Below are 14,033 nucleotides of genomic sequence, written 5' to 3'. Positions count from 1 at the left end.
TGCTAGCTTGAGCTCTTTGCTGTATTTGGACATGAGACTGACCCTTTTGAGTTGGATTGGGTGTCCAACTTTTGTGGGTCAGTTCAATAGCGGGCCTTTTTCTTTACTGCTCCAGCATGATTCATGCTGAATGAGTTTTAAATGCTTATTTCTTTGGTGTTACAAAGCCAATAGCTGTGTCATCAACGAACTCAACCATAACGTCATCACCAGCCTTGAATTTCTCAAGACCTAACACGCTTTGATCAACCTTCACTTTTTGCTTCTCACCTGATGGCAGTGTGAAAGTGACAACACGAGTTTTTGCATCGATTGTGCTGATCTTCACTGTGGCATAAACAGTATCAGTCGTTTCTTCAAATGGCTTAGCAGAACCCTTGCCTGCCACTACCACTGAGCGAACACCAGAAACGCCTGGCTTAGCACCCTTAGGGGCAGCAACCAAACCAACTGCAATCGCTTGAGCATGCTCAACAACAAACATATCGCCCTTTTTCACTTTATCTAAATCATTTACTTGTTTAGATACGTTCATTTGAGCTAAGTTACCGTTTGCATCCTTGAGAACAACGATACGTTTCTTTACGTCCACTGAATCAACAGTAGCAGTCAATACAACCGCTTCAGCTGCCAAAGGCAACATTTTTGCAGGAGCTTGAGCAAATGCTGAACTTGCAACTACTAAACCGAGTGAGGCAACTAATGTAGCCAATAAAGATTTCTTCAAAATAACTCCTAGATAAAGGTTTGTGAGGGGCGCCAAGCGTCTGGCACCACCGATCCATTTTAACCATGAAGTGACATGCTTATAAGCCTTAGAGCTAATATTTAAAGCTTAAATGAGTGCAATTTGCCACATTAGATGTTTAATGAGCTATTCACCTACAGATATAGCAAAGAGACAGCGCGTGATCTTGATTAAACCCTGGCAAGAAGCTAAGAACGAGGCCTATGCAATTAGGAGGCGCGTATTTATAGAGGAGCAAGGGGTTCCAGAGGATATGGAGCTAGATGAATTTGATCCGCTAGCAATACATGCCCTTGCCTACCTTGACTCGCAAGCCATTGGCACTGCCCGTCTAGTCACAATGCCTGACAATATTGGAAGAATTGGGCGAATGGCGGTACTAGCTACATACCGCAGGGGTGGAATTGGGGCCCGACTCCTTAGAGTCCTCCTGCAAGAGGCAGCATCTCAAAAGATGATGAAAATTGAGCTCCATGCCCAGTTATCCGCTATTCCTTTTTATGAGCAGTTTGGGTTTATTGCACAAGGTGATATTTACGACGAGGCAGGCATCGCACATCGCGATATGATTCTCAATATCTAAAGGTATCTTATTGATCATGACCCAACCCACCCATCCAACCAACCCACCCTTCCTCTTTCGTGTTTGCTACTCAGATACCGATGCAGCCGGATTTGTGTATCACGCTCGCTATTTAGAGATTTTTGAGAGAAGTCGCTCGGAGTGGCTCCAACAAAGAGGTCTAAGCCCAACAAAACTAGTCAATGAGTTCGGCATTGTTCTCCCAGTTCGAGAAATCACCATGAATTTTCATCGGCCGGGGCGCTTAGATGACCTCCTCAGCATTGACCAAGTGATTGAACATCGCGGCCGCACTCAAATTGCTGTCAAACAAACCGCAAAACGCATTGTGGAAGGCATGGAACCCGAGTTGATTGCCAGCGCAGTTCTACATATTGTCTGCGTTGATACCACTACCCTCAAACCGAAGGGCTTTCCTGATTGGCTGTTTTCAGCTAATCAGTAGTACCTCAATCCTGGAGCATATATGCAAGAAGGCAAGTTACTGACTTTCGTTAAAGAGCTGGCGACTCTACTAGAGACCAAGCCCAGTGAAGAGATTATTTTCTCCAAAGGAAAAGTGCTCTTGGAGAATTTAGTTGCCGTAGATGACTGGCTACCGGAGGAATTTTGCAAAGCCCATCCCCAGTACTACCAACAGTACCTTCTCTATGCGGATCCACTCGATCGCTTTTCAGTAGTCAGCTTTGTTTGGGGCCCCGGTCAAAAAACACCATTACATAACCATACCGTTTGGGGCATGGTTGGACAGCTCCGAGGGCAAGAACGCAGTGCTGACTATCACCAACAGACTGATGGCAGCTATAAAGCAGATGAGTCATTCCTTTGCCAGCCAGGTCAAGTTGCTACCGTATCTCCCAATACACATGATATTCACGTGGTCGAGAATGCCTTAAGCGATCAAACCTCAATCAGCATTCATGTCTATGGCGGAAATATTGGGCGCATTGAGCGAGCAGTATTTGACCCAACTACAGGTGCAGAAAAATTGTTTATCTCAGGATATGCGAATTCTGTAACGCCCAATCTTTGGAATACGGCAAGCAATCGGGTTTGATAGCTTAAAATAGATGCTCTTTCTGCAAACACTGTAAGTGTGGCAGCTCACCCCATTGACCGGGATAGTCGTTTAATTGAATACGGGTCAATATTTATTTGGCCCCTATGTTATTTACAGATCTTGGTTTATCAGAATCCATTCTTCGCGCTATTAGCGAGGAAGGCTATACCAGCCCTACCCCCATTCAAGAAAAATCCATTCCTGCAGTATTAAAGGGTGGGGATTTACTTGCAGCAGCCCAAACCGGCACTGGCAAAACTGCGGGCTTTACCCTGCCAATTTTGCAGCGCTTAAGTAGTACCGCCAAAGCTGGAGGCAAACGTCAATTACGCGTATTGATTCTGACTCCTACTCGCGAGTTAGCTGCTCAAGTTCAAGAGTCTGTTGTGACTTACGGTAAGTACACTGGCCTAAAATCCACCGTCATCTTTGGCGGTGTCGGCGCAAATCCTCAAATCAAGGCTATTGCAGCTGGCTTAGATATTTTGGTGGCAACACCAGGTCGCCTACTTGATTTAATGTCGCAAAACTGTGTTTCACTTGCCAATATTGAAATCCTCGTTCTGGACGAAGCCGATCGCATGCTGGATATGGGCTTCTTGCGTGACATTAAAAAGATTTTGGCTGCACTACCAAAGCAACGTCAGAACTTATTGTTTTCAGCCACCTTCTCTACCGAGATCAAAGCTTTGGCGGATGGCTTGCTCAATTCACCAGCCTTAATTGAAGTGGCACGTAGCAATAGCACTAATGAAGCAATTGCTCAACTCATTCACCCAGTAGATAGAAATCAAAAGCATCCTTTATTGGCGCATTTGATTAAGTCCAATCAGTGGCAACAAGTGCTGGTATTTACTCGTACCAAACATGGTGCCAATAAATTAGTGACCCAGTTGGAAAAAGATGGCATCACTGCCATGGCGATTCATGGCAATAAGAGTCAAAGCGCTCGCACTAAAGCCTTAGCAGAATTTAAGGATGGAAAAATCACCGTCTTAGTGGCTACCGATATTGCCGCGCGCGGCATCGATATCGATCAATTGCCCCATGTTGTGAACTATGACTTGCCCAACGTCTCCGAAGATTACGTTCACCGCATCGGTAGAACCGGTAGAGCGGGATCCAATGGCGTTGCCGTCTCCTTGGTCTGCGTTGATGAACATCAAATGCTCCGCGATATTGAAAAGCTTATCAAACAAAAACTACCGCAAGAAGTGATTACTGGATTTGAACCGGATCCCAATGCCGTGGCGCAACCAATCCAATTACGAAGCCAACAGCACCAACAATCTCGCAAGCCTAGACCAGGTAATGCTGGTGGCGGCAATGGCGGAGGCAAACCTGCGGCAAAACGGAGTAACCCGCCAAAGCGAAGTTTTAATCGCTAAATCTCCGCTAATATTGCAAGTATGAATACAGATAGTTAATTGATATGAATATCCAACACTCTCAGGAACCTCGCTTAACTTCTCTCTCCCATGGCGGTGGCTGTGGCTGCAAGATCGCCCCTGGAGTTCTCTCAGAGATTCTGAAAAGCGTTCCACAACTACCGTTTCCGAAAGAGCTCTTGATTGGTATTGAGACCTCAGATGATGCCGCCGTATATCAAATCAATGAGTCTCAAGCGATTGTTGCCACAACAGATTTCTTTATGCCGATAGTGGATGATCCATTTGATTTTGGCAAGATTGCTGCCACGAATGCCATCAGCGATATTTATGCAATGGGTGGCACTCCAATATTTGCCTTAGCACTTGTGGGCATGCCAATTAAAGTGCTATCAAATGCAACCATTGCACGAATCTTAGAAGGCGGTGCTGAGGCTTGTAGATCTGCAGGTATTCCGATTGCCGGCGGTCACACGATTGATTCGGTTGAGCCCATTTATGGCTTAGTTGCTATCGGTATTGTTGACCCCAAACTCGTGAAGAGTAATGCTGCTGCTCAGGCTGATGATGTACTCATTTTAGGCAAACCATTAGGCGTAGGCATCCTATCTGCCGCCCTCAAGAAAGATCTTCTGGATGATGCAGGCTATCAAGAGATGATCGCCAACACAACTAAGTTAAATTCTGCTGGTCCAGACCTAGCCAAACTGGCTGGCGTACATGCCTTAACCGATGTGACCGGTTTTGGTCTAGCAGGCCACACTTTGGAATTGGCTCGCGCCTCCAAACTGACTGCACAAATTGACTGGCAACAAGTACCCCTGCTTTCTCATGTTCAGGATCTAGCTGATCAAGGCGTCATTACGGGTGCATCTGATCGCAACTGGCAAAGCTACGGCTCACAAGTTCATTTACCAAAACAATTTAGCCCCGCACAACAAGCGCTTCTCACCGATCCTCAAACTAGTGGCGGCCTATTGGTTTCTTGTGGCGCAGATGCCGTGAGCGCTGTGATAGAGATCTTTAAACAGCATGGCTTTACTAGCGCTTGCGTCATTGGAAAAATGACCAGCAAGCAAAATCAATCTCTAGAGGTACTGCTCTAATAAACTTGATTTATTTTTTCGGGGGATGGCATGGGGATTAAGGTGATTGGCCTCATTCAGGTAAATGACCCAGAGGCATTTGAGGAATATCGGTCTCAAGTAGGCGATACGGTAGCTCTATATCAAGGAAAAATTGCAAGTCGAGGATCATTTAATTCATTCCTCTGGAATGAATTGGAGTGCGATTCGTTTAGCGCATTTGTGGAGCTAGAGTTTCCAAGTCTGGCAGCGTCAGAAGCTTGGGCTAGCAGCCCTGAATATCAAAGCTTGCTACCAGTTAGAAATAAAGCCATGAAGCTGACATTATTTTCTGTCAGCACATAAAAATAAAGCCCAGCTCCTTTTGCGGGCTAGGCAGAATTTAATTCGGAGAAAGAAGAATTACTTCTTCGCTTCCATCGCTTCTTTAGCGGCCGTAATTTCTTTACGACGCTCTTTGCATGCTCCAGCAATTTCTTGCAAAGCTTTACGAGCACGCGCAGCGGATGCCTTGATGCCCTTTTCAATAAACTTTTCGTTTTCTGCTTTATAAGTTTCGAAAGCAGCTAACAATGTATCGTGTTGTGACATCTTGTCTCCTATATATCCGTTCAATGTGTGAGTAACCAGCTCGGAATTAGTATATCCCTATAAAAACCACAGGATTTCATCGGTGATATCAGGGATAACTCTTAGATGTTATAAATCCTACAAAATAGAAAAAATAATAAAAAACTAACGGAGACACACGTGAAAATCATCAATACCCCTTTTTTCGGGCTAAAAACCCTGCTTATGGCACCCTCCCTCAGGGGCGGCCTCAGCATCTAAGAATTCAGCAACGGAGTGAGGTAGCAATACGATTTCCCGCTTCCCGCAGGAAATCTCGCTGGTATAAACAAAAAATAGAGAGAGAAACCCATGTCCATCAAATATCAAGACTACGCATTTGTTCGAAATAAGCTACTTAAAAAAGAAGAAGTTGCACTGCTCGATATTCGTGAAGAAGATCCCCATGCTCAAGAGCATCCCTTGTTTGCGGCCAACTTTCCGCTGTCACGTCTTGAAGTCGATGCGTTTAGCAAACTCCCCAGAAAAGATGTCCCCATCGTCACGCTCGATGATGGCGAGGGTGCTGCAGAGTTAGCAGCACAAAGACTCTCTGAACTCGGTTACGTAGATGTTTCCGTTTTTAAAGGCGGGATCCCAGCTTGGAAAGCAGCTGGCGGAGAAGTATTTAAGGATGTGAATGTTCCAAGCAAATCTTTTGGTGAATTCGTGGAATCCAAAAGACATACCCCCTCTTTGTCTGCGCAAGAAGTGAAGAAACTGATTGATGATCAAGAGGATGTTGTGGTGGTAGACGTACGTCGCTTTGATGAATACAACACCATGAGCATCCCGACGGGCATTAGCGTACCTGGCGCTGAATTGGTATTACGCATTTCTGAAATTGCGCCCAACCCAAAGACCAAGATCATCGTGAACTGTGCAGGAAGAACACGCAGCATTATCGGCACACAATCCCTGATTAATGCTGGCATCCCCAACGAGGTCAATGCTTTACGTAATGGCACGATTGGCTGGACCTTAGCTGGACAAGAGCTAGACAAAGGACAAAGTCGCAAATTCAAAGAGGTAAGCGAAGGCACTGCTACTGAAGCCGCAAAACGCGCACGTAGCGTTGCAGATCAAGCTGGGGTAAAGCGAGTAAAACTTGCAGATATTGCGCAGTGGAAATCTCAGGCGGAACGAACCACCTATTTCTTTGATCCAAGGACTCCTGAAGAATATGAAGCGGGTCATCTGCCTGGCTTCCGCTCCACACCCGGCGGACAACTGGTACAAGAAACAGAGATGGTGGCACCCGTTCGCGGCGCACGCATCGTACTATCGGACCCAGGTGGTGTTCGAGCCAATATGCCTGCCTCATGGCTCGCCCAAATGGCTTGGGATGTCTACGTCATTGATGACATTAAAGCTGCAGACCTCACTGAAAAAGGCGCTTGGACCCCTGCTCTACCAAGCACACCTCAGATTCAAACAGTGGATGCCAAAACAGCCTCATCATGGCTCGAGAATGATAGCGCAACTATCTGCATAGATTTGAGCACTCATGCCAATTATGTAAAAGGTCATATCCCTGGAAGCTGGTTTGCACTTCGCTCACAGTTTTCAAACGCAATGAAGAATCTGCCATCAGCAAATCGCCTCGTTCTCACGAGCACAACGGGTGAACTTGCCATCTTTGCCGCAAATGAAATACAGGCGCTAACAGGATCAGCAGTTTTTGTTCTTGCTGGTGGTAACAAAGCCTGGATTGATGCAGGCTTAACTATTGAAAAAGGCCCCACCCACCTAGCGTCACCCCCGCTTGACCGCTATAAGCGCCCATACGAAGGCACTAGCGTCGATCCAGCAGCAATGCAGGCTTATCTAGATTGGGAGTATGGTTTGGTTGAACAGCTGGGCAAGGATGGTACGCACCACTTCTGGGTTCTGTAGTTCATATTGGTGGCGCTGGTTCAGTGCCGCCAACTTAGAATGCCTTATGTATAAAACAATTGCCCTTGTAATCCTGTCTATAGGTCTTTTAGCCTGTGAGAGAGAAACCTATACCACCTGGTCGTGCATCGATAGCGCCAGATCCAAATACCCAATGGTTCTTAAGAAGGCTCAAATGCAGTTTCAGGATCGTCAGCTAGATTACTGTGGCAGCTTGGGGCCCGTGAGCTATTTTGATGTGAAGTGTCCCGCTCAAACCCAAAGCTCTAGCAATAGCTTTATACCCAGCTCGGGTAAATTAATTAGCAATGCCAATGAATTTCAGTGCAATGCCCTCTAAGAATCAAAACTCACTCAATCCAAAGAAGCTGCTCCTGACTAAATGGACGGCAGTTAAACCCATTAATAAGCGCAAACACTTTCTCGTTAGCAAAGTCATCATTCCTGAGCTAGCGGAAGCGCCAATTGAATTCGTGGAGCTAGAAGCCGTCTTTGACAAAAGCGTGCAAATCATTCCATGGCGAGACCTGAAGGCAAACGGGGTCTGGCTTCAAGGTTGGGTGTAAAAAAGCCGTCAATGAATGACGGCTTTTTGTTAGCAACTCACTAAAAAATACTTACTTTGATTTCTTCTTACTAGGAGAAGAATTTCTGAGATCCTCAATGTTTTTCTCAGCAGCATCTGCGACTTGGTTCACAATTTTTCGACCTTCTTTAAACATCTTTTGACCTGCAGTCGACATATCATGAACTACCTTAGATAACTTATCAGCATGACCTGGAATTTTATCTTCAACATCTTCAAGCCAGCTTACTAAAGAGCTACGAACTTTTTCAAGATGCTTCTCAGTTCCATCAGCTGCATCATCGCCAATATCTTTCAGAACGGACTTAACCTTTTTCTGATAAACAGTTGCGCGCTTAGCAGCTTCTTTTGCAGCAGATTCCTGGAGCTCTTTTAGCTTAACAAGATCATTTTTTGCGGCCGACTTAGCACTCTCCATCGCATTTTTCATGCCCCACTGGATTTCCTCAAGATGGTGCGCACTGAGATCTTTTGCGGCATCCAATAATTTATGGGAGTAATCAAATAACTCCTTTGCCTTTTCTTGTTGCCATGCTTGAATGTCTTTCTTATCCATTACATTTCTCCCTTAGTTAAATTAGAGCGGTGAGCCATCAAAAACCCATACTTCCACTCTATACCCAAAATTGGAACTTGCCAATTCTCCCCCTTTATTAGCATTAAATTGGCATTAAAATTGGGGTATGAGCGAAAGAAAAAACCCTTACGAGATTATTGGTGGTGCGGCAAAGGTTGAGGAGCTAGTTGACCGCTTCTATGACTTGATGGCACTAGAGGAGCCTTTCGCCGAGTTAAGGGCCATGCACTCCGAAGATCTATCGAGCTCCAGAGACAAGCTCAAACTATTTTTATCGGGATGGTTAGGCGGTCCAGATGTTTACTCCCCGAAGTATGGTCACCCCATGCTACGTGCTAGGCACCTACCCTTTAAGATCGGCCTAAAAGAGCGCAATCAATGGCTGGCCTGTATGTATCGGGCTATGGAAGATTGCGGAATTGATGGTCAGATTGGCGCACAGCTTGAGGAATCTTTTTTCAATACTGCTGACTGGATGAGAAACCAAGCAAACTAATTCACTGCTTGGTAGCTTGATCTAGATGGAATGTGCGCAGGCAAAACCACTAGCCCAAGCCCATTGAAAGTTGTGTCCTCCAAGGTGGCCGGTCACATCAACGCACTCCCCAATGAAATACAAGCCTGGGTGCTTACGAGCCATTAAAGTCTGACCATCTAGCTCTTTAGTATCTACGCCACCCAACATCACTTCTGCTTTTTTCCACCCCAGGGTTCCTGCCGGCTTTACTGACCAATTAGTAATCAGTTCTTTGAGGGCTTGCCTATCTTTTTTGGAGACCTCAGCCCATTTCTTACCCAAGAGGTTTTTTTGTTCTGCAAATGCCTTTGCTAAACGTAGTGGCATGACTGAAGCTAAGATATTTTCAGTCAACTTAAGTCGATTATCTTCGTCATTAAATAATTCATCGCAACTGAAGCCCCCATTGACCTCGACTGCACCCAACCAATCAATATGAATAACTTCACCCTCAGTCCAGTAGCTGCTGGCTTGCAGGACTGCCGGGCCCGAAAGGCCTTTGTGAGTCAAGAGCAAGTCTTCGTTGAAGCGGCATGCACCATAACGATTACCCTTTGATCCTGCGGCAATACGAACCGGCAAACTGAGGCCGGATAAGGCCATTAAATGATCAAATTCTCCAGAGGTAAAAGAGAGGGGTACTAATGCAGGGCGTGGATGAACAACATTTAATCCGAACTGCTTAGCGATATCTAAAGAATATGCCGTAGCCCCTATTGCAGGAACTGGGAGACCCCCTGTTGCCATGACCACAGAACGCGCGCGCTCAGTGCCGGCATTGGTTTTAACGCTCCATATCCCTGCCTCATGAGAAATCGACTGTACCGTGACTGGATGACGAATATCCACCCCTCCTTTGGCACACTCACTCAACAGCATCTCAATGATTTGTTTAGCAGAGTCATCACAAAACAATTGCCCTTGATGCTTCTCGTGATAAGCAATTCGGTATGACTGTACGAGCTTAATAAATTCGCTTGCGGGATAGCGAGATAAAGCGCTTTTTACAAAGTGGGGATTTAAGGAGAGGAAATTAGCTGGACTGCTGTGGAGATTGGTAAAGTTGCATCGTCCTCCGCCACTGATACGAATTTTTTCACATAAGACATCCGCATGGTCTAGCACTAAGACTTTTTTGCCTAACTGGCCAGCAACTCCAGCACAGAATAGTCCAGCTGCACCACCACCGATGATGATGGCATCCCAAGATTTGCTCATGAATTACTTAAAGCGCTCAATAACATCAGCTGGCAAGTTCAGCTTTTGCATATGCAAACGGGTATAGGCCTGGCGGAAGTTCTTGGTCATGGAAATCATGACGGAAGCAGTCCAGGCAAAGGCAAACATCCCAGAGAATGCAATGATGATCGCCAGCATCTTCCAACCTCTTGGTAGAAGATCATCCATAAAACCCATGGCGGTATAGGTGCTGCCACTAAATAAAATACTCTCACCCAAATTTGGCAAGAGATCAAATGCTCTAAGAGCAATCCCCCAAAGAACGATTTCAAAGATGTGTGTGAGAAATAAACAGAGGACGCTGATATAAAACACAATTGCCACTGAAGAGTATTTCTGCTCTGAAAGATATAGAAATGATTTCACCTCATAGCGTTTCGCAATTTGGAGCAAGGCAAGTCCATGCACCAACATCACCACTAAAAGCATAGCAATACCAAATAAATAGGCCGGTAGGTCTAGTTCGGAGCTCAGGGATGCAGTATTGGGAATAGTCATGGTATCTATGATCGTATTTTACAGTTCTCTTGAACCCGCTAGGCCAACTGATACCAGTCTCGAATAATGGTCCAAGCCTCTTGAGCAGTCTCAACAAAGTGGATTAAATCCACATCCGCCTGTTCAATCACCCCATGCTCAAGCATCTGCTTGAAGTTAATCACCTCATGCCAGAATGTCTTACCTACCAAGATGATCGGAAATCGCTCCACCTTCTTAGTCTGCATTAGGGTGAGCACCTCAAAGAGTTCATCGAAAGAGCCAAAGCCTCCTGGATAAGCCACAATTGCCCTCGCCCTGAGCATGAAGTGCATCTTACGAATAGCAAAATAATGAAACCGGAAACTTAAACCGGGTGTGATGTAGGGATTAGGATGCTGCTCTCGCGGTAAGCTGATATTAAAACCAATGGTCTCGTCCCCCGCCTCAAAAGCACCGCGATTGGCAGCCTCCATAATTCCAGGTCCGCCACCGGTAGCAATGTGTAGCTTATTGCGATTCTCAGATTGAGTAGCGTTATAGCCAGCAACAAGTGCTCCAAACTCCCTTGCTGAATCGTAGTACTTGCAATGCAGTAATGCCCTTTTAGCTTCGGCTACAGCCTCTGGAGTTTTAGCATTCTTCTCTAGTTCTCGCGCTTTTTCGCAACTGATAAAACGAGTGGAACCAAATACAGTAATCGTGTGCTCAATGCCTCGCTCATGCAATAAGATTTCTGGCTTTAATAACTCCAGCTGAAAGCGTAAACCTAAGGTTTCACGACGAGATAAAAAAGCCTGGTCATCAAAAGCAAATCGATAAGAGTCTTCGGAGCTCTTTTCCTCTAACTGACTTTTCTGAAGATTCAGAAAATCAGTGATGGTTTGAGAGTTATTGATAGGGAGTGTTGGGCTCATATTTGGAACTCTAGATACGGCATCAGAAATAGTAATACTACCTAGAATATTGCATTGATTGATTTTCAGGGCTAATTCCAATTTACTATCAGCTCTAGAAACCTTAATATGAGAAGAAATCAGGCGCGGTTTGCCATAGCTTTTTGTTCACTTTTTCCCAGTTTCCATATGAATACACTCAACCCTTCCCTACTGAGCTCTTTTGTTCCAACTGGCACCTTAAGGGTGGGTATTAATTTGGGTAACCCTCTTTTGGCTAGCTTAGATGGCAACACAGGGGCCCCCAAAGGGATTACTGTGGATATAGCAAATTACATTGCCAATAAGCTACAACTGCCGATTACTTTTACCTGCTATCCAATGGCGGGGGCTACTGTTGAGGCAGTTAAATCGGACGAGGTGGATTTGGTATTTGTAGCGATCGATCCGGTTCGTGGGGCTGATATCAGCTACACCCCGGCCTATATTCAGATTGAGGGTGCTTATATCGTGAAGGACTCTTCGCCACTCACAAAGAATGAAGATGTAGATGCAGCAGGCAATGAAATTGTTGTTGGCAAAGGTAGCGCATATGATCTTTACCTCACTCGAGAAATCAAACACGCTAGTCTGCTACGTTCTGCTAATTCTCAAGCTGTTGTGGATGACTTTATGCGCGGCATTGGAAATGTTGCCGCTGGAGTTAAGCAACAACTAGAAAGCGATGCGCTGCGCTACGATGGTTTACGCATGCTGCCCGGTCGATTTATGGTGATTAATCAGGCCATCGGCATTCCTAAGGCACGTATTGATTTTGAAAAAACCAATGCCTACCTTAGTGGCGAGATTCAAGAGCTTAAGACTTCAGGATTTATCGCAGAGGCCATGTTGCGACACCAAGTTCAGGGTGCCAAAGTAGCTGAATAATCCTCAACAAGAATAGGTGTGTAGACGCTCCGGAATAATCACGTTTTTCCACTCCAGTTCGTCACGAATAGCCTGAGCCAAAACGGCCGAAGCCTCTGGTTCACCGTGCACCACAAATACGGATTTAGGCGCAGACTCAAAGCCACGCAGCCAATCTAGTAAGCCGGCTTGATCAGCGTGGGCTGATAAGCCGCCAATCGTATGAATAGATGCGCGAACTTGAACCTCTTCGCCGAAGAGTCGCACTTTAGCCGCCCTATCTACTAAGCGACGACCCAAGCTGCCATAGGCCTGAAAGCCAGTAATCACGATCGCATTTTGTGCCCGTGGCAAATTATTCTGCAGGTGATGAACGATACGACCTGCATCACACATACCACTTGCTGAAATAATGATCGCACCACCCTTAATCTTATTGAGCGCCTTAGACTCCTCTACATCCGCAATGAATCTCAGATCGACTGCGCTAGGATTCTTCTTGAACCATTCAAAAGTAGATTGAGACTCTTTATCTAGTTGAGCGAAAAAACGTTGAGTCAAATGAGTGGCTGCAGTTGCCATCGGTGAATCCACCCAAATACTCAGATGGGGTAATAAATTGCGCTTCACCAAGTCGATCAATAGAAACAGCATCTCCTGTGTACGACCCACTGCAAAGGCCGGAATAATAATATTTCCATGGGCACTCAAAGTGCTGGTCACTACTTCAATTAATTCGGCCTCTGTATCAGCTAAAGTTTTATGTAGGCGGTCGCCATAAGTCGATTCCACTACTATCACGTCCGCTTGAGAGATTCTGGCAGGATCAGGCATCAATAATTTACCCTTCATCCCAATATCCCCAGAAAATACACAGCGCTTTTTCTGGGTATGATCCTCAGTAATGTCGATCAAAGCAATCGCTGATCCCAGAATATGTCCCGCATTCAGGAACTCCAAATGAATTCCCTTGCAAAGCTCTAAGCGCTCTCCGTATGCCAACACTTCACATTGCCCGAGCGCAAGCTCAGCTTCTTCCATTGAGTAGAGCGCTACCGGCAAATCCCCTCGCCACTTGCCCGCCTTTTGTCTACGCTCTGCCCGCTCAACATCAGAGCGCTGAAGGTGAGCACTATCTGGTAACAAAATCTTGAGCAACTCATAGGTGGCATCCGTACAGTAGATCGGGCCAGCAAATCCTTGGGCGCACAGTCTAGGCAATAGGCCACTATGGTCAATATGCGCATGAGTCAGCACAATAAAATCAATTTCTTTGGGAGAAAATGGCAAAGGCTCTAGATTCTTAAAGCTAGCCTCGCGCCCACCCTGAAACATGCCAAAGTCCACAATGAACCGGACTTCTCGTCCACCAACAGTAGCCTCTACAGAATGTCTTGAGCCTGTAACCTCGCCAGCCGCACCGAGAAATTGTATTTTCATAGCTCAAGCATACTCCCGATAAAATC

Annotated in this window: 17 protein-coding genes; 10 read left to right on the top strand and 7 right to left on the bottom strand. The window is 45.8% G+C overall.

Annotated features, from left to right (window positions below; genetic code table 11):
- Nucleotides 1–145: 145 nt before the first annotated feature.
- Nucleotides 146–727: a hypothetical protein gene (locus A2X74_RS07755; protein WP_251371148.1), complete on the bottom strand. Its 582-nt coding sequence runs from the start codon at nucleotides 725–727 to the stop codon at nucleotides 146–148.
- Between the two features lie 142 nt (nucleotides 728–869).
- Between A2X74_RS07755 and A2X74_RS07750 the strand changes: the two genes are divergently transcribed.
- The 6 genes from A2X74_RS07750 to A2X74_RS07725 all read left to right on the top strand — a co-directional run bounded on the left by A2X74_RS07750 (nucleotide 870) and on the right by A2X74_RS07725 (nucleotide 5,209).
- Nucleotides 870–1,331 (top strand): GNAT family N-acetyltransferase, encoded by a 462-nt coding sequence (locus A2X74_RS07750; protein WP_293624130.1) that lies wholly within the window; start codon nucleotides 870–872, stop codon nucleotides 1,329–1,331.
- Nucleotides 1,332–1,347: 16 nt separating this feature from the next.
- Entirely contained in the window at nucleotides 1,348–1,776 is a 429-nt protein-coding gene (locus A2X74_RS07745; protein ID WP_293624132.1) for a YbgC/FadM family acyl-CoA thioesterase, read from the top strand.
- A 21-nt stretch (nucleotides 1,777–1,797) separates the two neighbouring features.
- Nucleotides 1,798–2,388, top strand: coding sequence for a hypothetical protein (locus tag A2X74_RS07740; protein ID WP_293624134.1), 591 nt, complete (start codon nucleotides 1,798–1,800; stop codon nucleotides 2,386–2,388).
- Between the two features lie 107 nt (nucleotides 2,389–2,495).
- The gene (locus A2X74_RS07735; protein WP_293624136.1) at nucleotides 2,496–3,779 is read left to right on the top strand and encodes a DEAD/DEAH box helicase; all 1,284 of its coding nucleotides are present in this window, start codon (nucleotides 2,496–2,498) and stop codon (nucleotides 3,777–3,779) included.
- A gap of 44 nt (nucleotides 3,780–3,823) precedes the next feature.
- Complete coding sequence (gene selD, locus A2X74_RS07730) at nucleotides 3,824–4,885, top strand: selenide, water dikinase SelD (protein WP_293624138.1); 1,062 nt, start codon at nucleotides 3,824–3,826, stop codon at nucleotides 4,883–4,885.
- A 42-nt stretch (nucleotides 4,886–4,927) separates the two neighbouring features.
- Nucleotides 4,928–5,209, top strand: a complete 282-nt coding sequence (locus A2X74_RS07725) for a DUF1330 domain-containing protein (RefSeq protein WP_293624140.1) — start codon at nucleotides 4,928–4,930, stop codon at nucleotides 5,207–5,209.
- A gap of 57 nt (nucleotides 5,210–5,266) precedes the next feature.
- On the opposite strand, the gene A2X74_RS07720 is transcribed toward A2X74_RS07725, so the two are convergent.
- Entirely contained in the window at nucleotides 5,267–5,455 is a 189-nt protein-coding gene (locus A2X74_RS07720) for a hypothetical protein (RefSeq protein ID WP_028819023.1), read from the bottom strand.
- Nucleotides 5,456–5,785: 330 nt separating this feature from the next.
- Between A2X74_RS07720 and A2X74_RS07715 the strand changes: the two genes are divergently transcribed.
- Nucleotides 5,786–7,369 (top strand): rhodanese homology domain-containing protein, encoded by a 1,584-nt coding sequence (locus tag A2X74_RS07715; protein ID WP_293624167.1) that lies wholly within the window; start codon nucleotides 5,786–5,788, stop codon nucleotides 7,367–7,369.
- A 314-nt stretch (nucleotides 7,370–7,683) separates the two neighbouring features.
- On the top strand, nucleotides 7,684–7,935 hold the full coding sequence (locus tag A2X74_RS07710; protein WP_293624169.1) for a TIGR02450 family Trp-rich protein: 252 nt from the start codon (nucleotides 7,684–7,686) through the stop codon (nucleotides 7,933–7,935).
- A 51-nt stretch (nucleotides 7,936–7,986) separates the two neighbouring features.
- Here the strand turns inward: A2X74_RS07710 and A2X74_RS07705 are convergent, their stop codons facing one another.
- On the bottom strand, nucleotides 7,987–8,511 hold the full coding sequence (locus tag A2X74_RS07705) for a phasin family protein (protein WP_293624171.1): 525 nt from the start codon (nucleotides 8,509–8,511) through the stop codon (nucleotides 7,987–7,989).
- A 127-nt stretch (nucleotides 8,512–8,638) separates the two neighbouring features.
- Between A2X74_RS07705 and A2X74_RS07700 the strand changes: the two genes are divergently transcribed.
- Nucleotides 8,639–9,028, top strand: a complete 390-nt coding sequence (locus A2X74_RS07700; RefSeq protein WP_215301089.1) for a group II truncated hemoglobin — start codon at nucleotides 8,639–8,641, stop codon at nucleotides 9,026–9,028.
- A 21-nt stretch (nucleotides 9,029–9,049) separates the two neighbouring features.
- Here the strand turns inward: A2X74_RS07700 and A2X74_RS07695 are convergent, their stop codons facing one another.
- From A2X74_RS07695 to A2X74_RS07685, 3 genes are read right to left on the bottom strand one after another with little or no spacing between them, the layout of a single operon-like run.
- The gene (locus A2X74_RS07695) at nucleotides 9,050–10,267 is read right to left on the bottom strand and encodes an aminoacetone oxidase family FAD-binding enzyme (protein ID WP_293624173.1); all 1,218 of its coding nucleotides are present in this window, start codon (nucleotides 10,265–10,267) and stop codon (nucleotides 9,050–9,052) included.
- Between the two features lie 3 nt (nucleotides 10,268–10,270).
- Nucleotides 10,271–10,786 (bottom strand): hypothetical protein, encoded by a 516-nt coding sequence (locus tag A2X74_RS07690; RefSeq protein ID WP_293624175.1) that lies wholly within the window; start codon nucleotides 10,784–10,786, stop codon nucleotides 10,271–10,273.
- 38 nt (nucleotides 10,787–10,824) lie between these two features.
- Nucleotides 10,825–11,682, bottom strand: coding sequence for an LOG family protein (locus A2X74_RS07685; protein WP_293624177.1), 858 nt, complete (start codon nucleotides 11,680–11,682; stop codon nucleotides 10,825–10,827).
- A 168-nt stretch (nucleotides 11,683–11,850) separates the two neighbouring features.
- Between A2X74_RS07685 and A2X74_RS07680 the strand changes: the two genes are divergently transcribed.
- Nucleotides 11,851–12,588, top strand: a complete 738-nt coding sequence (locus A2X74_RS07680) for an ABC transporter substrate-binding protein (protein WP_293624179.1) — start codon at nucleotides 11,851–11,853, stop codon at nucleotides 12,586–12,588.
- A 3-nt stretch (nucleotides 12,589–12,591) separates the two neighbouring features.
- Here A2X74_RS07680 and A2X74_RS07675 read toward each other — a convergent pair whose 3' ends face one another.
- Nucleotides 12,592–14,007, bottom strand: a complete 1,416-nt coding sequence (locus A2X74_RS07675) for an MBL fold metallo-hydrolase (RefSeq protein ID WP_293624181.1) — start codon at nucleotides 14,005–14,007, stop codon at nucleotides 12,592–12,594.
- Nucleotides 14,008–14,033: the final 26 nt, after the last annotated feature.

The sequence above is a fragment of the Polynucleobacter sp. GWA2_45_21 genome (assembly GCF_001830325.1).
Taxonomy (GTDB): domain Bacteria; phylum Pseudomonadota; class Gammaproteobacteria; order Burkholderiales; family Burkholderiaceae; genus Polynucleobacter.
This window is presented reverse-complemented; position numbering and strand designations above follow the sequence as displayed.